Raw genomic sequence first — 25,121 nt, forward strand, 5'->3', positions numbered from 1 at the left:
CAAGGCGAACACCAATAGCGAGGTCAAACGGCAATCCAAAACAGTAACGTCAAGCGATTTTTGGTTTGCGCATCTCCGCAGAGGTCAGGGCTAAAGAGCCAAATAACCCCATATTCCGTCTTCCCCTTGAAGAAAGGGGAAGAGACTTATCCGTAGTTTGATGAATTATTCTGTAATGACCAACGGCAGTTTACGCTTCGCTCATCGTGCCATACAGGGTGGCGATGGTGGTTTTAAGGGAGCAAGGCAAACACCAAGAGCGAGGTCAAACGGCAATCCAAAACAGTAACGTCAAGCGGTGGTGTTTGCCTTGCTCCTGCTAACAAATAGCCTAGATCTGAGCCTTTTCCTCACTCAAGACGTTGTTGATTTCTTTCCAACTCAGCCCACTGCCCTTTTTCGTGGATGTTTTGGTTTGGGTCACTTGGATGATTTGCCCCGCAATGGAAATGGCAATTTCAAAAGGCTTTTTCCCTGCCACTTCCGAAATGCCCACTGGACTGTGTACCGACTCAATTTCCGCTTTGCTAAATGATGCACTGGCCAAACGCTTTTTAAAGCGTAGGGCTTTGGTCTGTGAGCCAATTAAGCCAATAAAACGACAATCTTTGCGATCCAACAAAGCTTCCACTAGATGATAATCCAAGGCGTGATCGTGGGTCATGACCAAGGCGATTTCGTTATGACTCATGTGGTCGATGTGATCCAACATAGATTCATAAAGAAAGGGCGTGACGTTGCTCGGTAAGCCATTGATACTGTGGTCTTGAGCAATATTTTCACGGCTATCGACCCATGAAATTTTCGCCTGCATGTTGCCCAACACATTCACCAAGGTGGTTGCGACGTGCCCCATACCAAAAATGGTAACTTTCGCCGCAGGTTCTGGAAAATATTCCAACAAGACACTCACCGCCCCACCACAGCATTGATTGGTTTTGGCGGCGAGCGGAAAGTTTTCCAACAAGTGAGAAGGCCCATCGCCCGCTTCTAATATGGCACGGGCTTTTTGACAGACAGCGTATTCCAACTGTCCACCACCAATGGTGTCAAAACTGTGTTTTGAGGTAATCACCATCTTACTGGCCGACTCTCGCGGTGATGAACCCTTGGTGCCGATCACAGTGGCCATCACCCAAGCCTGACCAGATTTTTCCACCTCAGCCAAGGCGTGTATCCAATCAAGAGAAGACATCATACGCGAACCTCCTGTCCCTCTTGTTCTGCTGCCTTAGCGCCAGCTTGATAAGCCTTTGCCGATTGCAGCGCATAATATACCGCTTCAGGCGTTGCTGGTGCCGCCAAAGGTGGCGACAGCTGATAATCACAGACCGAAGCACAAGCGTCTTTTAACGCACACCAAACGGAAATGCCCAGCATCAATGGCGGCTCACCGACGGCTTTGGAACGATAAACACTTTCTTCACTGTTAGCACGATCAAACAATTTCACGGTGAGCTTTTCAGGCACATCGGCCGAGGTTGGAATCTTATAATTTGCCGGACTGTTGGTGGTAATGCGGCCTTTATCGTCCCAGCTTAATTCTTCCGAAGTGAGCCAGCCCATCCCTTGTACAAAGGCGCCCTCGATCTGGCCAATATCAATGTGCGAGTTAATGGAATCCCCCACATCATGCAGAATGTCCACTTGTGTGACCTTGTATTCACCCGTTAAGGTATCGACAATCACTTCCGATACCGACGCACCGTTGGCGAAATACAAGAAAGGTCGTCCTTTCGCGGCTTTTCGGTCGTAACCAATTTTCGGCGTTTTATAAAACCCCGTCGAAGATAAAGACACTCGATTCATATACGCCAACTTAATGAACTCAGGAAAGCCCATGGTCTCGCGGCCTAGAATGACTTGATCGCTTTCAATAGCGAAGGCGTCCGCTGCGATAGCAAAATGCTCCATGGCGAATTCACGCAATCGCTCTTTGATGGTATTCGCGGCGTCTAAGGCCGCCATACCGTTCAAATCAGTTCCTGCTGATGCTGCCGTTGGTGACGCATTCGGCACCTTGTCGGTACGCGTAGAGCCGACATTGACCCTTTGGTAGTCGATACCAAAAGCCTTAGCGACAATTTGCGCCACTTTAGTGTACAAACCTTGGCCCATCTCCGTACCGCCGTGACTCACATGGACACTGCCATCTGTGTACACGTGGACCAAAGCACCACCTTGGTTTAGGTGTTTAGAAGTAAAGGAAATACCAAATTTCACTGGCGTTAACGCCAAGCCTTTTTTCAAAAATGGGCTTTGTTGATTGTAGGCTTTGATGGCGTCACGACGAGCGCGATAGTCGGAGCTCACCTCCAACTCTTCAATTAAGGTCAACAGCACATCTTCTTCGATCTGCTGGCCATAAGGCGTCCTGTCCTTGCCGGTTTGATAACAATTCAGCTTACGAATGTCCAACGCGTCTTTGCCGACCTTACAGGCAATTTCTTCAATAATGTTTTCGGCTAGCAAAACGCCTTTTGGTCCGCCAAAACCACGAAACGCGGTATTGGACACAGTGTGGGTTTTACCGCGATAACCGCTGATACGAGCGTTTGGCAAGAAGTAAGCATTGTCGGCATGGAACATGGCTCGGTCGACCACGCCGTCAGATAAGTCTGCGGTACAGCCGCATTTGCCCACCATGTCGTATTCCGCCGCAACGATCTCACCTTGCTGGGTGAAACCCACTTGATAAGAATTCCAAAAGTCGTGACGCTTACCCGTTTGCACCATATCATCTTGACGTGGCATGCGGTATTTCACCGGACAACGATTACGTATTGCTAAGACAGCGGCCATACAGCCGAGGGTCGCGGCTTGAGATTCTTTGCCACCAAAACCACCGCCCATACGGCGAGTTTCCACCAACACCTGAGCAACGGGTAAATCTAATACTCGCGCCACCAGCTTTTGCACTTCTGCTGGGTGTTGTGAAGAAGCAAACACCTGTACACCACCGTCTTCGTTTGGCACGGCCACACTGATTTGGCCTTCTAGATAAAAGTGTTCCTGACCTTTTATGTAAAGATCCGACGATAAAGTATGCGCGGCTTGAGCCAACGCCGCTTTACTGTCACCGCAGCTGATGGTGTGAGTGGGCAAAACAAATTCTTGTCGAGCTAATGAGTCTTTCGGATGCAAGGTGGCCGCTTTGCTTTGATAAGTAATGTCTGCCAACTCGACCGCTTGTTTCGCCGCACGCAAACTGGTGGCCGCGACAGCAAAAATCGGCTGACCAATATAATGAACAAAATCCCCTGCCAACAACATATCGCCACTTAACACAGGTGAAACGTCAGGGTCGCCGGGAATGTCGGCTTGTAAAATCACATCCACCACCCCCGGATAGGCTTTTACCTTATCGAGATTAATGGACACTATGTCAGCAAAGGCTTCCACAGATTTGCCGGTGGCCACATGAAGCTCGTTAGGCCATTCAGGCATATCATCAATGTAAACGGCTTGTCCGGTTACATGCTTCATGGCCGATTCATGAATGGGTAAGGCTTTGTCATCCTGCGCGGTGACAAGATTGTCTGGTAATTTACGCATGATTTGCCCCTTTTGTTTGACCGACTTCTTGACCTAATGCCAACCAGGATTCTGGCACTGGGTGACCGGAAAAGCTTGGTACAGTATGACCATTTAGCTCTAACCAAGCTTTACGGACTAAACTACACGCCATGTCGAGTCGGTATTGCGCACTGGCGCGCATGTCGCTCATCGGCTTCAATTCTTCGCGCAGCGCCTGTAAAACTTGTTGCAGCGCGACGTCATCCGTCACCGCCACATTTTGCAAACACGCCTCAGCGACTTGCGCACGAATGGGCGTGGCCGCCATGCCACCAAAGGCTAGACGAATGTCTTCAATACGCCCTTCATTGACAGTAAATCGCGCGGCCAATAAAACACTGGAAATATCGTCTTCCATACGTTTAGAGACTTTATAAAAGCGATGAAACTCTGCGAGCTTATCAAGCGAGATATGAAACGCGACAATGCATTCATCGTCTGCTAATTGGGTTTGCTTGTAGCCTAAATAGAATTCCGACATAGTCACGACACGGCTAGAACCATCGGCCTTATCCAAACGCACATCCGCATCAAACGCCAATAAAATAGGTGGCATATCCGCAATAGGAGAGCCATTTGCCACATTGCCACCTATGGTGCCGCGATTACGAATTTGTCGTGAGGCGATACGACTTAACAAATTATAAAGCTGTGGGTAAGACGTTTTACTAAAGTCTTCCAATTCGCTGTAAGTCACACCTGCCCCAATGATGAGTTGCTCGCCCTGCTCTCCTAACTGTCGAATCTCAGCCACATTATTGAGATCAATCAGCACACCAAAATCTTTATAACGCTGAGTGTTTTCCAGCATTAGATCCGTCCCCCCTGCGATGAACTCAGCGTTAGCATGTTGCCGCTTTGCCGCCAAAGCTTGCGCTAGACTATTAGGACGCAAGTATTCTGTGGCTAATGCCTGATTGTCTAGATCTGCTAAAGCCGCTTTCAGCCAATCTTGCTGGCTCAATAAATGTCCTTGCTGTCCTTCCATCGCTAGCCCCGCCTCAATAATGGGTCGGTAGCCAGTACAACGACATAGGTTTCCGGAGATGGCATCACACACAGATTCACGGTTCAGGCCTTGTTCTTTTACCGCCGCATTCTCATACAAACCGGCGAGTGACAAAACAAAACCTGGTGTACAAAAACCACATTGTGAACCATGAGCATCAACCATGGCTTGTTGAGCGGGATGAAGACCGTCTCCCAACTCGGCTAAATATTCAACCGACACCACATGCTTACCGGCTAACGATTGCACAGGAGTAATGCAGGCATTTAAGGTGGAATACGTCACGTCGCCCGCTTCCAACGCACCAACAAGGAGCGTGCATGCGCCACAATCGCCCGATGCACAACCTTCTTTCGTCCCCGTTAAACCACGCTTTTCTCGCAAGTAGCGTAAAGCGGTAAAATCACTGGGGAGCGATGTTTCCTCGACGACGCGATCATTTAATATAAATTTCAAAGCTCTCTCCTTATGTCTCTTTGCTTGTAGCGATGCAAAAACCTGACCAATCGTACAAACTTTTAATCATTAAAGCTCATTCCCAGTCATTTCACAATTATCTCAACCAGATTGGTTGTGCACCATGCCTTATGAAACCATGACATTAAGCGTGCACACTTATGTTTCATTTAAAGGGAGTTCGCCCTATTTAGCGTACCTTGATCACTTTAACGTCTCTCATATCAATCATTAAAAAACGTAGTTTTTCTTATTTATTTCAGACCGTTAGAGATTATTTAAGAGAATAAAAAGAATTGGAACAATTGTTGCAGAGTTTTTAAGAATGAAACACAAGACTCATGTTTCATACATTTTCCTTATTAAGGCCTCGTAAACCAACGGAGAGAATCCATGAAAAAAGCATTACGCGTTTCCTTACTTGCCAGTCTGATTTCCAGCACCTCTGTCATTGCAGCAGACCAGGTCACTTTTCAGCTAGATTGGTTACCAGGCGGCGATAAAGCACCTGTTTATGTAGGGATTCAACAAGGATTTTTTGCCGAGGAAGATTTGGAAGTCAAGATCGCCAGCGGTCGCGGTTCTACCGATGCGTTGACTAAGATGGCAACGGGCCAATCTGACATTGGCAGTTCAGACATCAGTGCCCTAATGGCAGCAAAAGCACAAGACAACGTGCCAGTGGTTGCCGTTATGCCCTATTTCACTCAAGCTCCCCACGCCTTTTTCGCGTTAAAAAGCAGTGACATCCGTTCTATTAAAGACTTAAAAGGCAAAAAAATCGCAACGTCGCCTTTTACCTCCTCTAATGCTTTTTTGCCTTTGGTCTTGAAACAAAATGGTTTGAGCGAAAGCGACATTAAATTAGTGAAGTCTGACCCTGGTGCTTTAGCCCCCATGATGATCACCGGCAATACCGATGCCATTATTGCTTGGGTCACGAACACCGCGTTATTTATCGCACAAGCAAAAGAAGCGGGTAAAGAGATTGTTGAAATGCCTTGGTCTGATTCTGGCTTGTCTTTATACAGCTCCTCTCTGCTTGCTTCCGAGCGCTTCCTAGAAGAACGCCCAGAAGTGGCTAAACGCTTTATCAAGGCCTTTGCTAAAGCCGTGGAGTTTACCTATGAAAACCCGCAAGCCGCAGGGGAAGACCTTCACAAAATGGTGCCTGAAGTGGATGCCAACATAGTGGCCGCACAAATCAAAAACATCACAGGGTTAGTTTTTAACGATGTCACAGAACAAGATGGCTTTGGTCACTTCACTTCAGAGCGCATCAAACAAACTTGGCAATACGCCGCTGAAGCGAATGGCCTAAGTCAAGACGCCCTTGATCCAGAAACAGCCGTAAATAGCCGTTTTTTCAAGTAATTCAACAGGTATGAAGCAAGGTAGTCTTTACATGGATCAAGCAAAAAACTCAGCCTACGTCAGCATGCAAGGCGTCGGCCACCAATACGACCCTCAAGCCCCACTGGTCGTAAAAGACATTGATTTGGACATTCATCGTCACGAATTCGTGGCGGTGGTTGGCCCTTCCGGCTGCGGCAAATCCACCTTACTGCGCATGGTGTCAGGCTTGCTGATCCCGTCACAAGGTGAAGTTTCCGTATTTAATCGTCCCGTCACCGAGCCTAGAGATGATGTGGGCATCGTTTTTCAAAAAGCGAATTTATTACCTTGGTTGACCGTGCGTAAAAACGTGCTATTTCCACTCAAACACAAATACGGCAGCTACTCCGCCAGCGATGAAAAACGCGCCAACGAATTACTGGAAATGGCTGGCTTGACACAGTTTGCCGACAAAATGCCAGATGAATTGTCTGGTGGTATGCAGCAAAGGGTTGGCATAGTACGAGCATTGCTGTTGAACCCAGACATTTTATTAATGGACGAACCTTTTTCCGCGTTAGACGCCTTAACACGAGAACAGATCGGCTTCGATCTATTAAAGATATGGCGTGAGCACCCAAAAACAGTGCTCTTCATCACTCACTCCATCAGTGAAGCGGTATTACTTTCAGACCGAATTCTGGTAATGAGCAAACGTCCTGGTACGGTTTTGGATCTGATCGAAGTGGACTTACCTCGTCCTCGTTCTTCTAAAACCATCAACTCCCCGCGCTATGCTGAGCTAACCGACCTAATCCGAGGCTATATTTATGAACCAGACGTCCCAGCCTAAACGTTGGCTTGCTCAGCAAGCAAACCGTTTCGCTCCCGTGCTTTTCTTTATTGGTTTAGTGTTGTTATGGGAGCTTGTTTGTCGAATTGCTAAGGTGCCAAATTACATTTTACCTTCCCCATCCGCCATTATAGCCGCCTTCTTTAATGTGGACTTTTCTCGTTGGATGATACATTTGTGGGCCACGTTAAGAGTGGCACTGATGGGCTTTGTGCTGTCGATCCTAATCGCCATTCCTTTGTCTATTGGCATGATGCGCTCGCAATTAATGAATCGCATTCTGTACCCTGCCTTGATCGTCATCCAATCCACCCCTGTGGTGGCGGTAGCACCATTGATCATAGTGCTGTTGGGCACAGAAGATCCATCACGTGTACTGATTACCTGTTTAATCACCTTCTTTCCATTGGTCGTATCGACGACGACAGGTATGTTAGAAACGCCTCCAGAGATGATCGAACTCAGTCAATCCTTGCGCGCACCACGCTATCGTGAAACCTGGCAAATTCGTATTCCCTATGCCATCCCGCATATTTTCAGTGGCTTACGTGTTTCGATTACCCTAGCGATTATTGGGGCAGTGGTGGCGGAGTTTGTCGCGGCGGAAGAAGGTTTGGGGTATTTCATCCAGTTCTCTACGTCCTTCTTTAAGATTCCTCAAGCCTTTGCCGGTTTGATCTTCTTATCCATTATCAGCTTACTTTTGTTTAAGTCAGTGCAATGGATTCAGGCTTGGCTCTTTCCTTGGAGTTTGCCTAAGAAGCGTACCTAAGAAGACAAAAGCCCAGCAACCTTCGACCTTATGTAAAGCACAATTTTTAGAGAAAAAGCATGGCCCTTTCAAAACAGGACAACGCATTATCCGAACAAGATAAAACCTTCCTCCGCCAAAGCTTTGCCTTGGCTGAGGGAGCCAAACAACAAGGCATTCACCCGTTCGCCGCGCTATTGGTAGACGAAAAAAACGAAGTGCTAATGACTCAGGTAAATGGTTATTTACCGGATTTTGATATGACAGGCCACGCCGAGCGTAAGCTGATGACCCGAGCCAGCAAAGCTTATCGTCCGGGGTTTCTCGCCAAGTGCACCCTGTATGTCTCGGCGGAACCCTGTGCCATGTGCGCTGGCGCTTCCTATTGGGCAGGATTAGGACGGCTAGTCTATGGTCTAAGTGAAGCCAGCTTAAAAGCCATTACGGGGAATCACCCAGAAAACCCAACCCTAGATCTCCCTTGCCGAACCGTATTTGACTCAGGTCAACGCAAAGTCGAAGTGATCGGCCCTTGTTTGGAAAAAGAGGCCGCAAAATTGCATGAGGATTTCTGGTAACGCCAAGATTCAATAAACTTCCAAGAAAATATCGGAGTAGAAGCAGTCAGGCGAATCTCAAGGTTTCGCTAGGTCATTGCTCCATTTCCCAACAGCAAGATTAGGAGATGTTATGACCGCTTCATACTCACTTGAAGAATTAAATCGTGAAACCACCTTTGGTGGCGCAGGACAAGACACCGACGACAGAGAAGTTCGCGTCATCGATATGAGTGACTTTGAGAGGCGCCGAGACGAAATACGCGAACAACTCTGGCTAGCCGCCACGGAAATTGGTTTTTTCCAACTCAGTCATCATGGCATTGCCCAGCCGGATATTGACGCGGCTTTTATGGAATCCGAACGCTTCTTTGCCCTACCAGAAAGCACCAAAGGCAAATACCCAAGACCCAAAGGCGTTAACGCTGGTTGGGAAAGTCGCAGCCAGATTCGCCCTTCTACTGGTACGAAAGATCAAAAAGAGTCTTATCAGATCACCCAATATCACATGGATGGGCTCTGGCCGAGCGAGGAAGAATTGCCCCATTTTCAGGCCAACACATTGGCATTTGAAAAACAATGTTGGGAAGTGGGCATGAAGGTGCTGTCTTGCTTTGCAGAGAAGCTGGGCTTCGAACAAGATTTCTTCAGTAAAGCCCATGATCCGCAGCAAACCGACTACCAGAGTACCTTACGTTTATTGCATTACTACCCAACCGAAGGCGTGACAGAGCAAGGCAACCTTTGGCGCGCTGGCGCTCATACCGACTTTGATTGCCTGACGCTGCTGTTCCAGCACGAAGGCCACGGCGGGTTACAGGTTTGTCCAGGAGAAGAAGCCCAAAGCCAACGTTGGACTAACATTCCTCCTCGTGGTGATGTCATCACCTGTAACATTGGTGACATGCTGATGCGCTGGAGTGATGATCAACTGCAATCGAATCTGCACCGAGTTCGCCAACCAAAAGTCGATGAATACTGTGGTAGCCGTCACTCTATCGCTTTCTTTTGTCAGGCGAATAAATCGCAAATAATCCAAGGACCAAACAAACGTTACCAAGCCATTCGTGCTGATGATTTCCTCAATCAGCGCATCCAAGCCAACTTTGTTGAAAATAAGTGATCAAACCAAGCCAAACGGCCGTTTGGCTTTAGTAAACTAAAATTCTGTTTAGAAAAACAACAAAATCTGGAAACTTATCTATACTCAATACCGTAGGAGGTTGTCTTTATAAACATACTTTTAAGCTGAAATCATATGCGTAAAACCATCATTATCTATTTCAATATTCTGTTAGTGGGGATCATTTTAGTTCTCTACTTACCCACTCATATTAATACCAAACAACCTGATAATGCCGTTTACACAGTGGACAGTGATTCTCTGAGCGCTCCCTATTCACTCAGCAGTATGAACTTACCGTCCTCAGAAAAAGATGTGGAATATACTTTGCGGGTAGGGTTATATCGAGAATTAAGACAAGCAACAAATAAAGCGCAAAGCATCCGATTCAATGCGCCTCTTCAGGTAATAAAGGCCACAGACAATCAGAAAGAATGGTTCTTTATTTTGGTTGGTCGTTATTCAAGCGAGGTTTTCGCCGAACAAGCAAAACAGCAATTACAAAATAATGGCGTCTCTTCGACTGTCAGTGCGTGGCCCACAAAACCAAATGATCGTTAAAAGACTAATGTGTAGAATCCTCCTAATGACAACACATTAGTCTCCTTCCACACTATGCCGACATATTGTTAGGTACGGTGGCAAAATCTATGGTTCCTCCTTCAGCACAAGCAAAACAAAACTCTTGCCCATTCACCAAAACGGCACAGCCAAAGCCTTTAGTGTGCCCTGGCGCAGGGTCAGCAAAACCAGCATTAAAATACTGCTTAGAAATCCCGCCATTTGAGAAAAAGATTTGAGTGTGTCCTTGATCTAAAATGTCTTGCAGCTCTCCCGTTACATCAAGGGTCGAATTTTTTGAGGCTGACATTGCCGCTCCCCAAAAAGCGGATCTGACCATATATATATTTTGTGTCATAGCATTGCTCCTTTCCGTTTAAAAACTCACCAAATAAGATCAGGTGAAATACAGACTCTTTAAATGTCTGTCATCTCCCTTTTAGAAGAGCCATTCCACGATAAAGTAAAGTGGGTTTCGTCTCTTCTTAGGCAAGGATATAAACTTGCAGGCAATAGAGATTGGCCTCAAAGCGGATATTCACGGGGTAATTCGTGACGAGCGACACAAGTTAATGAAGGTATTGTTCATAGTGAATCTGCCAAGCTTTGCTGTTCACTGTGGTGAGTATTTGTCTATTGATGGGTTTAGTAAGTGAACTGTTTCTTGTCATTATGATGGAATAGTTCTTTTGCTCTAAATCAAGCGGCAAAACCGTTACACCTTTTAAATAGCCTGAGCTAATTAGAAACTGCATTTCTTCTTTACTGTGTATAAAGGCATCCAAGCGTTTTTCTTGCAGACCAAGCATAACCTGACTCCAAGAAAATAATTGCTGACTATCTTGAATACCGTGTTCCTGTAAAAAATCCACGACACTCTGGCCTTTCAAATCGGAATCAAGCGCATTCAGATAGGCTACTTTCTTACCGTCCAAATCCTTTACATTGCTTATTTGCGCCCCTAAGCCTTGCAAGGTTAATGCGGATGTCAATAATGCGGTCACGATGGAGACAAAGCTCACCCCAAAAAACATCAAAATGATCACCAATACTTGACCTACTCTATGCTTCACCTCAAAAGGACTTCCCTGCCCTGAAAACACCAATAAGGTTGCCCATATCATGGCGTTATAAAATCCCCTTAATGGGCCATCGGTAAACAGTGGATTGAGGCTTTTGTGTTCTGCTTGCCAGTACAATAAGGCAGTACAAACCATCATGGATAAGAGCACCAGTAGAACGAAAAGAGTCTCCATAAAAGGGAAGTTTTTCAACAAGCGAACAAGGCTTGCCCACCCAGACTCTTCTGCCACTAATACACCAATGTGGCCTTTAAAATAACTGTGAGAAAAGTCTGCCACACCTTCCACCTCAGCATTCGGGACAAAAGGTCCCAGCACCACATCAACCTCTTGCTGACTAAGCGCGCTGACTATCTCTTGATCGTCCACAAACTCGGTAAATCGATACGAAAGCTTTAGGCAGTCTGCTATCTCTCGCCACAAGTCGGCCGTAATGCCAGACCAACCAGCATGATCAATCACAGTGGCATTTGATTCATAAAGGAAAGGAGGAGAAAACTTCACCGCAACAAGAAGGGGTTTCGTATTCTCCATCTTGGCAACGTCCAAACACTCAGCGCGGGCAACCGTAGAAGTAGCGAGAATAAACAGTCCCATAGCGAGAATAAAACGCATGAAACTCATGGCTGCCTGCCAGAAAAATACACTTTCATTTGAGCAGGAGAATGAAAATAATATTTCGGCTGGTAACTCACCAAATCTTCGAATTTGTTGTAGCCCCACAAAGCCGCAACAGAAGCGATACCTGCACGTTTAGCACAAAGTAAATCGGCTGGGGCATCGCCTATCATTAAAGTGCGTTCAGCGCAGGCGTCATAGTGCTTCATGTAGTCAAGCAACACGGTAGGATTAGGCTTTGCAGGCGCTTGATCCGCTCCCATTACTTGATCAAAATACTGCAATAAGCTCAAACGATTTAATAAATCCCGAGCTCGTTGGCCGTCCTTCCCTGTGGCAACACATAAGATTTTCCCTTGTTTTTTTAAGGTTTTTAATAACTCATCCATGCCTTGGTATGGCTGCACATAAGCCGCCAAATAACGGCTATGACGAACGAAATAGGGAGCCAATTCTTCGGGAAGCCCCAACTCCCTCATAATCTGCTTAAAGCCTTTCCCCAAATGCTTCTGATATTCACAGAATAAAGCCTCAACAGAACGACTTGTTACGGAGAACCCAAAGTAATCAAATAGAGAAGCTCTAAACGCCATCTTCATCACCATTAAACTGTCGACTATTACCCCATCCATATCAAAAATGAGTAATTGATAATCTTCTGCTGCTTGAATCACTAGATGGTCGTTGTGAGTATCAAGGTTCGGCATACAAAACCTCTGACACATCGTCAAAAAGATAAAGCCCCGTTTCTTTGGCATAGGCTTGATAAATAGCGGGCAAACGGTTGTTACAAAATTGTTTGGTTTTACGAGCCGCCAATCCAACTAAGAACTGCTCTGCTCGTTTAACGCCACTATCAACAAGTGCCAGCTCTTGTCGATCAAATTTCATCAAGTTCACCAGCTCTTTACCTTGCTCCAACCCTGCGATAGCAACCGTCATCATGCCGCCGTCGTCAACAAAGTTGGTACCGGCTCCTAAGACAGGATACTTAGCATGAGCAATCGTCCAGTGGATCAATTGTTTGGCGGGGACAAACTGATTACTCCCAGCTTGTGTTTTAACTTGCTGATAATTCGCAATCAGCAACATGGCTTTATTCGCATTAGCAAGCTCAACTTGCTGCTTCCATTGCGCAAAGGTGTCTACGGTGGCGGGGGCAATAAGCTGCAAAGGAAACCAACTATATTGACGATAACTTACGAGCTCTCGTTGTGCCGTCGAGGAATTATCATTGAGCGGTAACACCGCTGTGGCTCTCTCTTCACCACAAAAATGACTCAAATCCAATAAGGTTTCAGATAGGGAAACGAAGTTCTTATGCTCATAGATACCTTGAGTATTGACCGCCTCAAAGTAGCCATATGGCTTCACACTGTAATTCACTCCGGCAAAGATAATTTGTGGCAAAGCGTCCCAGTCTTTTAAGTACGTTTGTTGATAGAAATCGATGTTCTGATCCGGACAATCCTGACTGAATAGCTGCTCTGCCAGGCTTTGCTCAGGGAAACGCTTATCCTCGTAGGCGAGATAATGCGCACCAATAAGCTGTTGCGCTAAGTCATCGACTAAAAGTATGTAGTTTGGCTTCCAATCGTTAATGCCATACAACACATCCCTTGTTGCACGACGGCGAAAATTACATCCGTTGTGATTTTTTAAATCCATGTAATGAAAACGAACCTGCGTAGACGAAAAATCGCTTTTAAGTTTGCTTAATATGCCTTCATCGATCGAATTCACCCAACTCAAATCCGTGTTATAAGAGTGAATCACATACACTCTAGGCTCGTTCTTTTTATGCTGCCAAACCAATACCACGGCAATGGATACGACAAACAGAATGATCAATTTAATGACGCTGTTAATCATTTTCATGTTTTCAATCTCCTTAAATCAATGCTTGATGCGACCAATAGGTTAATGAGGCGCATAATGCGACCACCCGAGCAAAACAGAACCAAATATTGGATGTCAGAAAGGCTTTCTGCATGTCTTTGTGCAATAGTTGTTCATCGCTTAAAGCCGAACCGACCTGTGCGGCGACACCGTGCTGATAGGAGAAGATGAAAGATTCACTCAGTAATAACAGGCAAAAGCCCAGAACCCAAGGTGACAAAGCAGAACTGCCTGAAACAGAAATCAAGACACTCATTAAAATGACAAACGTAGGCGCGCCAGGGAAAAACAGACGAGTGCCAAAGACCACCAGACTAAGCAATAAAATGCCTTCAAGTGGGCGGTTTGAGATGTATATTCCCAGCCACTTTAAGTGTTCAAATACTAATAAATCTAAATTCAAATGTTGGATCATCGGACCCCAAGACACAATGGAGGCAATAAACAACAAGGTAGGCCAATCGACTCGGCTGCGCATATCGGCCACCGTTAAACCATCAAACAAAAAGACCGCCATAGCAATGAATAAGGCAATCCAAGCCAATTCGATGTGGTGAAAAGACATGGTTAAAATAGCGCCGACTAAGATCATCATGGAAACCATGGCGCCTTTCTCTTTATTGTCTAGGCCGCCCAATGATTTAAATTCTTGCCTTAACCTCTCTATTTCATGACTCGAAACCGTCTCTTCATGACGACAACGCCATAACAGCCACAACAGATAAAAGGCCAATAAAACTAAACCTGCTATAAAGGTGCTTTGCAGCCAATTGCCCCACTGAAAGTAGAACTGCGTCTGCATATCCAAAAAGCCCAGCATCACAAAGTTAAGAGGATTTCCCGTTAAAAACACGGTGCACAGTAAGAAACCACCTTGGAGTGCACTCACTTGCAACGTCGCCTGACGATGAGGGTTGTTAGACAATCTTGCGAGATCTAATGCCAAAGGCGTCATAATGGCAGACCGTCCTAATGGCGAAGGGATAAGAGTCGATAGCGACACCCCCAGACCAAATAGAATAAAGGGTTGCGTAAAACGGTTATTTGGTAAGCTGGTGATCAGCCATAAAGAAATTCTTCTTGCTAAACCAGAAGAGCTTATCATGGCGGCGAATAAAAACATGCCGAGCACCAAGAAAATGACATTTGACCCGAACCCAGCCATCACTACGTCTCGTGGCGCTAAATTCAATATCACGGATAACACAGTAACCAAGAGAGAAGGAACAAAATTAGGCGTGAGTCTAAACACCCACATGCTCACAGCACCAGCAATGAGTGCCAAAAAAATCACGCCCTCAGAACCCGACTGCTCAACAACCTGTTGAGGCAATTTGAAAAACAACAATAAGGGGAGAGATAAAGTCACCAGCCAACCAATGAGTTTAAAAAGTGCCTCACTTTTAATACTGGACTTTATTTCAGCCGATTCCAAAGCGGATTTATCAAGAATATCGTTCATATAATACGCTCTAATCATTATTTAAAAAGATAAAACATCTTCTTAAATAACGAACGATATAACTTGGTGAAAACACTTAAAAAATATGACTTTATTATTTATAACATCACGATATATATTTTCATAAAACCATGAAAAAAAATTAGAAAATCTAAAAATAACGATAACGGCATAGTCATATTATAAAATAGAAAAATAGCATTTTCGTATTACTTTCTATCGCTTCCATTCAACCGCTACGCCAAACAACTAATCCATTTTTTCTAGGAAAGATAAAAATAAGTTTGCTGAACATCCGTCTTATCAGAAAAACTTACAAAAGATAACAAATAGTTAGCTCAACACAATCTGCAATCCAGCCCTATTACCATGCTATTTTCCATGGTTATAAACGGCTTGAATCGCATTTTTACAATCAGATTCGCCGTCCATTCGCATATTTCACCGCATACTCAGTATGAACCACCAATTAAAAAACCTAATTTGAGATCTAGGATTAAAGTTCAAACCGAAATCATAAAAGGAATTAAATTATGATAAATGAGCTATCCTATAGTTATATACCCCCTAATGATTTACGCGTTACACCATACAGTTTTACTTCTCAACGTTATCAGAATTACCCTATTCTTGGGCATTCTGATGCCATCATTCGAGTAAAAAAGCAGATAGAATTCGCTTCTCGCCTCCCTTTTGCCATCTTTCTTTCCGGGGAAAATGGCTGTGAAAAAACCGCAGCCGCTTGGCATATTCATCATCTTAGTAAGAAACACAAAGGTAAATTTATCTGCGTTCCAGCCAATTTAATTGATGCGATCTCTTACAAAGAGCACTTATTAAAAAGCATGCAGTTAGCAAAAGAGGGAACGCTTTATATCGAAGACATTGATTATTTGAGTGACGCCAACAAAGATGTCTTAATCTCTCTTTTGTCAGATGACGATTTTTTTATGGGGCTGAAGCAAAATCAAATTCATCTCATCATCTCATGTGCCAAAATGGATCTTTCCTGTCAGCCACAACAATGGATGAATGAAATATTCGGCGTCACTACCCCTCAGTTTAACTTTCATCTACCGCCTTTAAGAGAACGATCTGAAGACATCCAAGAACACATAGGCTTTATCTTATCGAGCCTCGAATTAAACTTAGACATCACAGACTCCGCGCTATCTCTGCTAAAACAATACGATTGGCCTGGTAATATCGTCGAGTTGCATAGACTGATTTTATTTTTGGCATCGTGTTGTGATGCTAAAATAACTGCCAAAGACATTCTCGACCTTGGCATTATTGACATCACCTCACCGCCTTTCAAAGACGAGCTCATTGACCGGTTACTCAGTCACCAACTGGATGGTTATGATCACCTTCACCCTAGTATTCAAAAAGCCTTAAACTTTCTAAGTCTAAACTTTCTAGATGAAGTATGTTTAGAAGGCGTTGCCGCCGCCGCCTTTACTAGCCCATCCCACCTCTCCTTTCTGTTCAGAGAGCATTTAAGCCTCTCGTTTAAACCCTTACTCAATCAAATGAGGATTGAGTTTGCTAAACGTAAAATAGCTGAATACCCCAATCACAGTATTACGGATATTTGTCTGCAATCTGGGTTTGGTGATTTGAGTCATTTTGAGAAAATGTTCAAGCGTTATTCTGGCTGTACTCCCAGAGAGTATCGAAACCAGCAACGTAAGAAACGCAAACATGCTTATGCCTCATAACTAGAACGTCATCGTGTCTAAGGTATAACCACTAGATGAGAAAATCTCTGACGCAAGCGTCAGAGATTTATTAACAAACATCCGCTAGTTTCCAGCCGCTTTAGAATGAGATGTAACGCCTTCTGAAGGCATATCACATCGTCATTGACTGTGACTAAAATTAGCCGGCAGATTGATTTATATGCCATTTTCGTTTTCACACCCCCAAAAAAAACGAATAAGCTTTTCAACATTAAACAGAAGTAATTGTTAAAGATCAGAGAACGTTTGGCTTTTTCATGTCAAACAAACGACATGCTTGCAAGTGATTAGCACCGAAAAAAACACAGTCAAATTGCGCATAACAATCCCCCTCATTTGACCAAGTTTTAAACAAAACACTTATCTAACCTGACACAGTCATCTCATCAGCCAGTCATGCAGTGACTTAAATTTTTAATGCTGAAATCCAATCGTCTACAAATGGTTATCAGATAAGGGGATCGGACATTTCAGCAATGAGAAAGGCTGAGACAGGTGATAAGCAGAGCAGGAAATTCGCTCTAAAAATGCTCAAATTTTGATAATCAAGGAGACAATAATGTCTGGATTAGCTTCAATGGCACAACAGTTTAGTGGCTTACCGATGAAATCCCTTCTCGGCGCCCCTCTAAAAGCAGCAACCGATGCCAACGGCATGATGGCACGTACTCAAACCCAGTTCATGTTAAGTACCTGCTTCGACAGAAAAGGCGATGATTTGGAACCCATTATGGTGTCTTTCAACATCACCCGCTCGATTGTTAAGCCGGATGGCACGGCCGCAACCCCTCCGACAGCGACAGTCAAATTCACGCTACCTTTGCTGACATTGATTCCGCTCAACTCTTTGGCAGTGGACGACGTGAAAGTGCACTTTGAAATGGAAGTCAAAAGCTCTACGTCAAAAGACAATGAAAGCAGCCAAGAACAAGAAACGGCCGCTAAAGCGGATATCACCGCCAAATACAATGCGGGGTTATTCTCCGTTGAAGTACATGGCTCTGTTTCCCATAACAGTAAATCGTCTTCTTCTCAGAAAGAGCATTACGAAGCGTCTAACCAAGCCAAGTACGAAGTGGATGTCCATGCAGGACAACTGCCTCTGCCAACGGGTGTGACTACCATTATCAATGCCTTCACTAAAAACATCGATCCAATCATGTTGAAAGATGAAGCAAAAGCCAATTAATAACGGTTCATCCTAGTGAGTAGCGTGGAAGCGAGTTGATCTCGCTTCCACTTTCCGCTTTTTATATAAAAAGGAAAAGAGAATGATTGAATTTCAAAGTTTAATGCGCGCTATCCACAAGAGCGTTAAGGATGCCGCCAAATCCGTTGAAGGTGAAACCATCGATTTCATCAAACGCTTTTTTGATGAGGAAGAAAGAGACGACCCAAAAGATCCACACAATAAGGAACCTGTGTTGCGTCCCAAAACCTGCGCGATGGAGTTCCCCAGTCGTACTGCGGATGGCATTGAAAATGTCACGGCTGAAATCCCCATTTTAGCACTTTGTCCTATTTCTTCTCCTCGCATCACCGAAGTGAAGTTCTCAACAGAATTGGAAGTGACCACCAGTAAAGACGATAAACTCATGGTGTCTTTCCCTGATCCTAATAAGAAACGAAACTTTATCGGAGGAAATAAAGACAGCTCTGACTCAGCCAACACCAAAATCGAAATCACCTTAACGGGAAGCGAGCCACCAGAAGGTTTAAAACGCCTCATCGAAGGTTATGAGCGCACCTTAAGAGCACAAATCCCAGGCTAAATCAGCTTAATGGATGATTAAAAGGAACACCCAATGGCCACTAAAAGTATCGCAAATCAATTTTCTGGACTGCCGATGAAAGCACTCATCGGTGCGCCCTTAAAAGCCGCCACCGATGCCAATGCAATGATTGCGCAATCTCAAACACAGTTCATCATCTCCAATTGCTTTGAAAAGACTTCTGAGGAAAGTGACGACTTACGTCCAGTGATGATTAAATTTCAATTAGAGAGGCAGGTACTGACATCACAAGGTACCCCCCGTGCAAATCCGATTAAAATGGACTTTGCTATCCCATTAATGACATTAATTCCGATTAATTCATTGGCGATTGAGACGCTGAAAATTTCATTTCAAATGGAAGTCAAAAGCTCTCGGGAATTTACCAAAGAGACCTCAACAGAACGCAAACAACGCTCTATCAGCAAAGGCATGACAGACGCTTATAAATCTCATGAGTTTGATACCGAACTACATGGTACTTTGTCTAGCAAAGGGAAAGACTCTGGGAATTCTTCTGCAGGCGCTAATTACGAAGTCAGTCTTACCGCAGGGCAATTACCACTGCCCAAAGGCATGACAGCGATTTTAGACATATTCACCAAAAACTTAGCCCCACTTCCATCAAAAGATTAACATCACCTTAATAAGGAGAAACAAGATGAGTGTTAAAACTGAAATCAATTGCCCAGATTGCCAATCCCCTATTGTTATTGAATCCAATTTACTGCTAGCGGGGCAAAGCTTTAAGTGTTCCAACCCTCAATGTCACACCTCTATTTCCCTTTCTTTCTCGGAAACACAAAAGGTGGCTCAGGCATTCAATAAGTTTGAAGAAATCCGTCAGGATGCGGTAGAGCAAGCACAACACGTCTCATAAAACACAAACGATGAGTAACAATTCGACTCAGCGCGAATTGTTACTTGTTCCTTCTGTAAAGATTTCACATTGATCCTGCCATAACAATCAGTTACATTAATTTACAAATCATTTACCTTGCTGGAAATGGTTGATCAAGCTATCCCCAAACCCAATATGATATTTGAAAGGAATTCGCTGTGACTAAATTACATAAGTCTTTAGCTTTTGGACTGACCCTAGTTTTGGCTGGCCTTGCGACGTCAGCAAACGCCATCGAAAACAGAAAAACTTTATGTGTCCATGATAATGAAAACCGCGTGATTGAAGTGGTTTACCCAGAAGGTAATCGTCTACCTTGTGAAGTTCAGTACACTAAAGCGGGAAACACTAAGACACTTTGGAACGCTAAAAATAAAGCAGGATACTGTGAAAATAAAGCGGCCGAATTTGTCGAAAAGCAAATCGCCTGGGGCTGGTCTTGTGATTTAGTGGAAGACATGAAAGAAGAACTCACAGCACAATAAGCCATTCTTTGTGAATAGCAGGGCCAGCAGACACGCTGGCCTTTTTTATATCTTCGCATCACTTTCGCTCTGCTCAAATAGACACTCTTCCCTTCTCAAGGTTAAGCCTCTCCATACTAGCCAGACACTTCATCGCCGTCACATTCAATAGGCTTTTTTGACGATGAATTACTCCGTTCATTACACCGTAAATTACTCCATTAATTACACCGCAATCCCCCTAACTTTGACCAAGAGAGTCCACATCATTTACTAGACAATAAACAGACATCAAAGCAATTTTGGAGAATATTTATGGGCAAGAATTTTACAGACAAATCACAAATTTCTCAGGACGATAAGGGAATCTGTGGTTTCACGCACATGATTCAGTTATTGATCGACAACAACAAAATGACACTGGAGGACTTCGAACGACTTTACGGCAGTAGCACCAATTTTGCTGAACATTGGCTCAGAACACAGATCGAGCACGATCGCTTAATTGGTACAGATAAAGTGGCCACCGCACTGAATCAATCGCTCAATTTTACGGGGGACTTTGGTGGTGAATACAGTAACATCACACTCGAGGAATTATTAGGCGTAACCCATTGGGATTGGACGAACCGTCCTGGTTTTGGGCTGGTTCCCGAAGCCATCTGTGACTACTTAGAACGTAAATATCGCCTCCCAATGATGATTCAAATTTTCAATCGATATCCCACCATTGACGAGCTTTGGAGCAATACCACCAAGCACCTAGGAGAAGGCATTTATGGCATCATGAAAGCACAAGGTGCCGGCCCTCAAAAAGACCAAATTCAACACTATGTATACATCGACAAAAAAGGTGAGTTAATGACTTGGACAGAAACCGGCGATGCGGCAAAACGAAAAATTAAAGCCAATGGTTTTGAACACGTTGTCGTTCGACTCTTCCCTAAAAAATAACCAGAACACTCAGGGGAAACGCCACTCCCTCTATTCACAAGCCCACTTACTTCGTATCAATAAGTGGGTTTGTTACCTTGAAAATACCTAAAACTCGGCCAATCGAAACCCAGCTATTTTATGAACTTCCTGCATCGCGCGATCAAATTCGGTTCGCCAATCATTTGGGCTTCTTTCAATAAACCCAGCCAAAATTTGTGCCTTCGTCGCCCCTTTTACCGCCATAATAAAAGGAAAGCCAAAGCGGCTGTGATAGGCATCATTCAGTTGCAAAAAGTGGGCTAACTCATCTTCACTGCATTGATCTAATCCTGCGCCAGCTTGTTCCGATTTAGAGGCATCCGTCAGCTCACCTGAAAGAGACGCTTTACCTGCGAGATCTGGATGTGCTCTGAGTAAGATTAATTTCTCCTCCTCTGTACTGGCATTCACAATGCCTCGCATCGCCTGCTGAATTTTCGACATATCATCATAAGAACCCGCTGGATGCTGCGATTTAAGTCGCCAAAGCTGCTCCGCAACCCAAGAGGAATGTTCATAAATACTACCAAGTAGTGTTACGAATTCCATTTCATCTGTGGTCGTTAGTACGGCTTCTCGCTTAGACATTTCATTTCTCCAACCGCCCACCACAAAAAGACGTGATAGGAACATCGTTTAAAAACCATAAAACATATGGCACATTTATTGACTACTATGAAACAATGCTTTCATCATCATTTCAACCAGTGGACGTTTGATCTGCAAAAAATAGGCTAACTTCACCTATTGAACTTTATTGAGGAGACAAAATGGGCTATCTCACAACACACATTCTAGACACCACAAAAGGCATCGCGGCAGCCGGAGTCAACATACAATTATTTCGACATAATCATCATGGTCAAAAAGAGCTAATTCATTCTACGACATCCAACGCCGATGGGCGCTGTGATGCGCCACTACTAGACAAGCAAGACTTTGTCTGCGGAGTGTATGAACTGGAATTTGCCATAGAAGACTATTTTTTACAGCAAGGTGTTCCATTGCCTAGCCCAAGCTTTTTAAACGTCGTCAATATTCGTTTTGGCATCAGTGACGACTCTTCGCACTATCACATTCCATTGCTGGTTTCGCCTTATTCTTACAGCACGTATCGCGGTAGCTAGTACGATTTACCCCCGCTCCATCGCACCAAGAAAAGGCATCCGCACCAAGTTAACTCACAACTTTCATCCTTCTACATAAAATGACTCACTCTGGTGAGTCATTTTTTTGTCCACTTGTTCAACAAACGCTTTCACTCAAAGCCAATAAAACAAAGGTTTCACAAATTATTTTTTGGGATCATTTGTTTCGTGGCACATTTATTGCGACTAAATACTGCAATAAGCGATTCAAATTAGACAAACAATCAACATCTGTATTTAGCAATGAGGTAATAACAAGATGAAAGCATTGATCATTGGCGCTGGTATCGGTGGTATGTCCGCTGCAGCGGCTCTTAAACAACAAGGTATTGAATGTGACATCTTTGAAGCCGTAAAAGAAATTAAACCGGTCGGAGCCGCACTGTCTATTTGGTCAAATGGCGTCAAATGCATGAATCATCTCGGCATGGGCCACATCATGGATCAACTGGGTGGCCCCATGCATTATTTAGCCTACCAGGATGGCCTAACAGGTACGGTTATGACGCAATTTAGCTTAACGCCATTAGTCGAAGCGGTGGGTGAACGCCCTTGCCCAGTGTCTCGCGCCGATCTACAAAGCCAAATGATCGATTGGTGGGGCAAAGAGAAAATTCAATTCGGCAAACGCATTGAGTCCGTTGAACAATCAGCGAATGGTGTGACCGCCTACTTCACCGATGGCACACAAGTCTCCGGTGACGTCATGATTGCCGCCGACGGTACGCACTCAAAAGTGCGCGCTCATGTCTTAGGCTATGATACAGAACGCCGTTATGCGGGTTACGTTAACTGGAATGGCTTGGTGGACATAGACGAAGACATTGCACCAGCAAACCAATGGACAACCTTTGTTGGCGAAGGCAAACGCGTCTCCATTATGCCAATCGCCGATGGACGTTTTTATTTCTTCTTCGATGTGCCACTACCAAAAGGGCTCGATGAAGACAAAAACAGCGTTAAGCAAGATTTAGCAGGATACTTCGCAGGTTGGGCTGAGCCAGTGCAAAAACTGATCGCGGCAATCGATCCTGACACCACTAATCGCATCGAAATTCATGACATCGAACCTTTCGACACTTTAGTAAAAGAGAAAATTGCCCTACTGGGCGACTCAGCACACAGCACCACACCGGACATAGGTCAAGGCGGCTGCTCCGCACTAGAAGACGCCGTAGTGTTGGGCCAATGCTTCGCCAAAAACACAGACATAGAAGCCGCTTTGCTCGACTATCAATCCGAACGCCGATTCCGCGTAAAAGATCTGGTTCTAAAAGCTCGTAAACGCTGTGATGTTACTCATGGAAAAAACATGCAGGAAACCCAAGCTTGGTACGATGAATTACGCCAAGAAAAAGGTGACAACATCATCGAAGGTTTACGCAATACCATAGTCGGTGGGCCACTGGCCTAGCTCAGCCCTATAACCTCCCCCAGTATGCTTGCTGGTTTGTTTTCCCGCTCATAGTGACTACTGTGAGTGGGCTTTTTTTAACCAATAACACTCCCCATTAATCCTGTCGCAAATTTGCCTTTCATTACCCGATTAGTAAATAATGATTCTTTCATGTTTGTTTAGGGAAGTTGCTCACAAAGCATCAGTCCGAAAAGAACACAATAACAACAAATGTTCGCTCAGCAGAAACTACCTTTCTGCCCCAAAAGGACGGTAATAAATGTCACTCACTGACTTATCAAAAGTGCAAACAGTTCGTCTCAGTAATCGCCAGATCACCGTTGATATATTAACGCTTGGCGCGAGTCTTCAAGCCGTCTATTTAAAAGGCTATCAACACTCCATGGTGCTCGGTTCTCAGCAAGTTGCAGATTACTTAGGCCCATGTCGATATTTTGGCGCCATCGTAGGGCGAGTAGCGAATCGAATTGCCAATAGTCAGGCAAAAATTGGGGATCATCTTTATCAACTCACTCCCTCTTCCCCTAGCCCACACCAATTACACGGCGGTCCAAATGGGACCGATTGCAAAAACTGGCAGATCATCAAACAATCCGATGACAGGGTCACCCTTCAAGTCACTCTACAAGATAAAGAGATGGGATTCCCTGGTCAGCTCATCATTGCGGTCACGTACCAACTACTGGAACAAGGCTTGGAAATGAAGATACAAGCCTCAAGCAACCAACTTACCTTATGCAACCTAGCCGGCCACAGCTACTTTAATCTAGATGGCCATGGCTCTATTCTGGACCACAAACTTTGCGTCCATGCAGACCATTATCTCCCTGTCGATCAAGACCTAATCCCGACCGGCGAAGTCAGCCCCACCGCTGGCAGTCAATTCGACTTCACTCATCTACGTACAATCGGTCGCGACGATTACCCCGGCCTTGATACCAACTTTTGCTTGTCTTTGGCCCCAAGATCGATCCAAAAAGTCGCGACGCTTAAAGCCCCGTTGACAGGCATAGAGCTAGAACTGCAAACTACCGAACCGGGTCTTCAAATATACGATGGTCGCCATATCGCCCTACCAGCGAACAACAGCATTAATCAGGTGGCCTTAACAGGCTACTCAGGCTTGGCGCTTGAAGCGCAACATTGGCCCGATGCGATTCATCATTCCCACTTCCCGCCCATTTTACTGGCCGCAGAAGAAACTTATGAACAAATTACGCAATACCTCTTTCGCTAGGTAATGAACACGCTCGACCACCCGCAAAGCACCACAAAAAAGGGGCCAACATTGGCTAACGCTGTTCACTTAAGCGGAACAGTATTACGAGATACCGGATATCTCGTCTTTGATTGCTTTACCATGCGAGGCCGACTAGGCCTCGCTTTCTTTCGCTCTAAAAACAAATTACACACCCCAGAC

The 25,121-nt window shown here is 44.8% G+C and carries 25 protein-coding genes; 16 read left to right on the forward strand and 9 right to left on the reverse strand.

Features of this window, described 5'->3' with window-relative positions:
• Positions 1-331: 331 nt before the first annotated feature.
• From xdhC to xdhA, 3 genes are read right to left on the reverse strand one after another with little or no spacing between them, the layout of a single operon-like run.
• Positions 332-1,198, reverse strand: coding sequence for a xanthine dehydrogenase accessory protein XdhC (gene xdhC / locus OA79_RS01460; RefSeq protein WP_063331433.1), 867 nt, complete (start codon positions 1,196-1,198; stop codon positions 332-334).
• Positions 1,195-3,555, reverse strand: coding sequence for a xanthine dehydrogenase molybdopterin binding subunit (xdhB, locus tag OA79_RS01465; protein ID WP_063331434.1), 2,361 nt, complete (start codon positions 3,553-3,555; stop codon positions 1,195-1,197). Before xdhB ends, xdhC begins: the two co-directional genes overlap by 4 nt.
• Entirely contained in the window at positions 3,548-5,041 is a 1,494-nt protein-coding gene (gene xdhA, locus OA79_RS01470) for a xanthine dehydrogenase small subunit (RefSeq protein WP_063331435.1), read from the reverse strand. The genes xdhB and xdhA overlap by 8 nt, the downstream gene beginning before the upstream one ends.
• A 393-nt stretch (positions 5,042-5,434) precedes the next feature.
• Between xdhA and OA79_RS01475 the strand changes: the two genes are divergently transcribed.
• The 6 genes from OA79_RS01475 (at position 5,435) to OA79_RS01500 (ending at position 10,221) form a co-directional block, all read left to right on the forward strand.
• Complete coding sequence (locus OA79_RS01475; RefSeq protein ID WP_063331436.1) at positions 5,435-6,415, forward strand: ABC transporter substrate-binding protein; 981 nt, start codon at positions 5,435-5,437, stop codon at positions 6,413-6,415.
• Positions 6,416-6,446: 31 nt separating this feature from the next.
• Positions 6,447-7,229, forward strand: a complete 783-nt coding sequence (locus tag OA79_RS01480; RefSeq protein WP_063331437.1) for an ABC transporter ATP-binding protein — start codon at positions 6,447-6,449, stop codon at positions 7,227-7,229.
• The gene (locus OA79_RS01485) at positions 7,207-8,001 is read left to right on the forward strand and encodes an ABC transporter permease (protein ID WP_063331438.1); all 795 of its coding nucleotides are present in this window, start codon (positions 7,207-7,209) and stop codon (positions 7,999-8,001) included. The genes OA79_RS01480 and OA79_RS01485 overlap by 23 nt, the downstream gene beginning before the upstream one ends.
• 59 nt (positions 8,002-8,060) lie before the next feature.
• The gene (locus OA79_RS01490) at positions 8,061-8,558 is read left to right on the forward strand and encodes a nucleoside deaminase (protein WP_063331439.1); all 498 of its coding nucleotides are present in this window, start codon (positions 8,061-8,063) and stop codon (positions 8,556-8,558) included.
• Between the two features lie 112 nt (positions 8,559-8,670).
• Positions 8,671-9,660 carry an isopenicillin N synthase family dioxygenase gene (locus tag OA79_RS01495; protein ID WP_063331440.1) on the forward strand — a complete coding sequence of 330 codons (990 nt, stop codon included), beginning with the start codon at positions 8,671-8,673 and terminating at the stop codon, positions 9,658-9,660.
• 135 nt (positions 9,661-9,795) lie between these two features.
• A complete protein-coding gene (locus tag OA79_RS01500) occupies positions 9,796-10,221 on the forward strand; it encodes an SPOR domain-containing protein (protein ID WP_063331441.1) in 426 nt (141 codons plus the stop codon).
• Positions 10,222-10,273: 52 nt separating this feature from the next.
• On the opposite strand, the gene OA79_RS01505 is transcribed toward OA79_RS01500, so the two are convergent.
• The 5 genes from OA79_RS01505 to OA79_RS01525 form a co-directional block, all read right to left on the reverse strand.
• Positions 10,274-10,579 (reverse strand): hypothetical protein, encoded by a 306-nt coding sequence (locus tag OA79_RS01505; RefSeq protein WP_063331442.1) that lies wholly within the window; start codon positions 10,577-10,579, stop codon positions 10,274-10,276.
• Between the two features lie 211 nt (positions 10,580-10,790).
• Positions 10,791-11,927 (reverse strand): transporter substrate-binding domain-containing protein, encoded by a 1,137-nt coding sequence (locus OA79_RS01510; RefSeq protein ID WP_063331443.1) that lies wholly within the window; start codon positions 11,925-11,927, stop codon positions 10,791-10,793.
• On the reverse strand, positions 11,924-12,628 hold the full coding sequence (locus tag OA79_RS01515; RefSeq protein WP_063331444.1) for an HAD family hydrolase: 705 nt from the start codon (positions 12,626-12,628) through the stop codon (positions 11,924-11,926). The genes OA79_RS01510 and OA79_RS01515 overlap by 4 nt, the downstream gene beginning before the upstream one ends.
• Positions 12,615-13,799, reverse strand: coding sequence for a hypothetical protein (locus OA79_RS01520; RefSeq protein ID WP_063331445.1), 1,185 nt, complete (start codon positions 13,797-13,799; stop codon positions 12,615-12,617). Before OA79_RS01520 ends, OA79_RS01515 begins: the two co-directional genes overlap by 14 nt.
• Positions 13,800-13,812: 13 nt before the next feature.
• Positions 13,813-15,282 (reverse strand): SLC13 family permease, encoded by a 1,470-nt coding sequence (locus tag OA79_RS01525; RefSeq protein ID WP_063331446.1) that lies wholly within the window; start codon positions 15,280-15,282, stop codon positions 13,813-13,815.
• A gap of 533 nt (positions 15,283-15,815) precedes the next feature.
• On the opposite strand from OA79_RS01525, the gene OA79_RS01530 reads away from it, so the two are divergent.
• The 7 genes from OA79_RS01530 to OA79_RS01560 all read left to right on the forward strand — a co-directional run bounded on the left by OA79_RS01530 (position 15,816) and on the right by OA79_RS01560 (position 21,115).
• On the forward strand, positions 15,816-17,003 hold the full coding sequence (locus OA79_RS01530; protein ID WP_082825332.1) for a helix-turn-helix domain-containing protein: 1,188 nt from the start codon (positions 15,816-15,818) through the stop codon (positions 17,001-17,003).
• A gap of 580 nt (positions 17,004-17,583) precedes the next feature.
• Complete coding sequence (locus OA79_RS01535) at positions 17,584-18,213, forward strand: DUF2589 domain-containing protein (RefSeq protein ID WP_082825333.1); 630 nt, start codon at positions 17,584-17,586, stop codon at positions 18,211-18,213.
• 82 nt (positions 18,214-18,295) lie between these two features.
• The gene (locus tag OA79_RS01540; protein ID WP_063331447.1) at positions 18,296-18,796 is read left to right on the forward strand and encodes a DUF2589 domain-containing protein; all 501 of its coding nucleotides are present in this window, start codon (positions 18,296-18,298) and stop codon (positions 18,794-18,796) included.
• 33 nt (positions 18,797-18,829) lie between these two features.
• On the forward strand, positions 18,830-19,432 hold the full coding sequence (locus tag OA79_RS01545; RefSeq protein WP_063331448.1) for a DUF2589 domain-containing protein: 603 nt from the start codon (positions 18,830-18,832) through the stop codon (positions 19,430-19,432).
• Positions 19,433-19,457: 25 nt separating this feature from the next.
• On the forward strand, positions 19,458-19,676 hold the full coding sequence (locus OA79_RS01550; RefSeq protein WP_063331449.1) for a hypothetical protein: 219 nt from the start codon (positions 19,458-19,460) through the stop codon (positions 19,674-19,676).
• A 179-nt stretch (positions 19,677-19,855) separates the two neighbouring features.
• Positions 19,856-20,182 carry a hypothetical protein gene (locus tag OA79_RS01555; RefSeq protein WP_063331450.1) on the forward strand — a complete coding sequence of 109 codons (327 nt, stop codon included), beginning with the start codon at positions 19,856-19,858 and terminating at the stop codon, positions 20,180-20,182.
• 294 nt (positions 20,183-20,476) lie between these two features.
• On the forward strand, positions 20,477-21,115 hold the full coding sequence (locus tag OA79_RS01560) for a hypothetical protein (protein ID WP_063331451.1): 639 nt from the start codon (positions 20,477-20,479) through the stop codon (positions 21,113-21,115).
• A gap of 87 nt (positions 21,116-21,202) precedes the next feature.
• On the opposite strand, the gene uraD is transcribed toward OA79_RS01560, so the two are convergent.
• Positions 21,203-21,724 (reverse strand): 2-oxo-4-hydroxy-4-carboxy-5-ureidoimidazoline decarboxylase, encoded by a 522-nt coding sequence (gene uraD, locus OA79_RS01565; RefSeq protein WP_063331452.1) that lies wholly within the window; start codon positions 21,722-21,724, stop codon positions 21,203-21,205.
• Between the two features lie 182 nt (positions 21,725-21,906).
• Between uraD and uraH the strand changes: the two genes are divergently transcribed.
• The 3 genes from uraH to OA79_RS01580 all read left to right on the forward strand — a co-directional run bounded on the left by uraH (position 21,907) and on the right by OA79_RS01580 (position 24,938).
• On the forward strand, positions 21,907-22,263 hold the full coding sequence (uraH, locus tag OA79_RS01570) for a hydroxyisourate hydrolase (RefSeq protein WP_063331453.1): 357 nt from the start codon (positions 21,907-21,909) through the stop codon (positions 22,261-22,263).
• 280 nt (positions 22,264-22,543) lie between these two features.
• On the forward strand, positions 22,544-23,698 hold the full coding sequence (gene hpxO, locus OA79_RS01575) for an FAD-dependent urate hydroxylase HpxO (protein WP_063331454.1): 1,155 nt from the start codon (positions 22,544-22,546) through the stop codon (positions 23,696-23,698).
• A gap of 262 nt (positions 23,699-23,960) precedes the next feature.
• Positions 23,961-24,938 carry an aldose epimerase family protein gene (locus OA79_RS01580; protein WP_063331455.1) on the forward strand — a complete coding sequence of 326 codons (978 nt, stop codon included), beginning with the start codon at positions 23,961-23,963 and terminating at the stop codon, positions 24,936-24,938.
• The last annotated feature ends 183 nt before the right edge of the window (positions 24,939-25,121 follow it).

It is taken from the genome of Marinomonas sp. TW1 (assembly GCF_001625355.1).
Classification (GTDB): Bacteria; Pseudomonadota; Gammaproteobacteria; order Pseudomonadales; family Marinomonadaceae; genus Marinomonas.

Coding starts and splice junctions, on each gene's coding strand:
- xdhC (WP_063331433.1), bottom strand. CDS start 1,198: ATGATGTCTTCTCTTGATTGGATACACGCCTTGGCTGAGGTGGAAAAA.
- xdhB (WP_063331434.1), bottom strand. CDS start 3,555: ATGCGTAAATTACCAGACAATCTTGTCACCGCGCAGGATGACAAAGCC.
- OA79_RS01475 (WP_063331436.1), top strand. CDS start 5,435: ATGAAAAAAGCATTACGCGTTTCCTTACTTGCCAGTCTGATTTCCAGC.
- OA79_RS01480 (WP_063331437.1), top strand. CDS start 6,447: ATGGATCAAGCAAAAAACTCAGCCTACGTCAGCATGCAAGGCGTCGGC.
- OA79_RS01485 (WP_063331438.1), top strand. CDS start 7,207: ATGAACCAGACGTCCCAGCCTAAACGTTGGCTTGCTCAGCAAGCAAAC.
- OA79_RS01490 (WP_063331439.1), top strand. CDS start 8,061: ATGGCCCTTTCAAAACAGGACAACGCATTATCCGAACAAGATAAAACC.
- OA79_RS01495 (WP_063331440.1), top strand. CDS start 8,671: ATGACCGCTTCATACTCACTTGAAGAATTAAATCGTGAAACCACCTTT.
- OA79_RS01500 (WP_063331441.1), top strand. CDS start 9,796: ATGCGTAAAACCATCATTATCTATTTCAATATTCTGTTAGTGGGGATC.
- OA79_RS01505 (WP_063331442.1), bottom strand. CDS start 10,579: ATGACACAAAATATATATATGGTCAGATCCGCTTTTTGGGGAGCGGCA.
- OA79_RS01510 (WP_063331443.1), bottom strand. CDS start 11,927: ATGAGTTTCATGCGTTTTATTCTCGCTATGGGACTGTTTATTCTCGCT.
- OA79_RS01515 (WP_063331444.1), bottom strand. CDS start 12,628: ATGCCGAACCTTGATACTCACAACGACCATCTAGTGATTCAAGCAGCA.
- OA79_RS01520 (WP_063331445.1), bottom strand. CDS start 13,799: ATGAAAATGATTAACAGCGTCATTAAATTGATCATTCTGTTTGTCGTA.
- OA79_RS01525 (WP_063331446.1), bottom strand. CDS start 15,282: ATGAACGATATTCTTGATAAATCCGCTTTGGAATCGGCTGAAATAAAG.
- OA79_RS01530 (WP_082825332.1), top strand. CDS start 15,816: ATGATAAATGAGCTATCCTATAGTTATATACCCCCTAATGATTTACGC.
- OA79_RS01535 (WP_082825333.1), top strand. CDS start 17,584: ATGTCTGGATTAGCTTCAATGGCACAACAGTTTAGTGGCTTACCGATG.
- OA79_RS01540 (WP_063331447.1), top strand. CDS start 18,296: ATGATTGAATTTCAAAGTTTAATGCGCGCTATCCACAAGAGCGTTAAG.
- OA79_RS01545 (WP_063331448.1), top strand. CDS start 18,830: ATGGCCACTAAAAGTATCGCAAATCAATTTTCTGGACTGCCGATGAAA.
- OA79_RS01550 (WP_063331449.1), top strand. CDS start 19,458: ATGAGTGTTAAAACTGAAATCAATTGCCCAGATTGCCAATCCCCTATT.
- OA79_RS01560 (WP_063331451.1), top strand. CDS start 20,477: ATGGGCAAGAATTTTACAGACAAATCACAAATTTCTCAGGACGATAAG.
- uraD (WP_063331452.1), bottom strand. CDS start 21,724: ATGTCTAAGCGAGAAGCCGTACTAACGACCACAGATGAAATGGAATTC.
- uraH (WP_063331453.1), top strand. CDS start 21,907: ATGGGCTATCTCACAACACACATTCTAGACACCACAAAAGGCATCGCG.
- hpxO (WP_063331454.1), top strand. CDS start 22,544: ATGAAAGCATTGATCATTGGCGCTGGTATCGGTGGTATGTCCGCTGCA.
- OA79_RS01580 (WP_063331455.1), top strand. CDS start 23,961: ATGTCACTCACTGACTTATCAAAAGTGCAAACAGTTCGTCTCAGTAAT.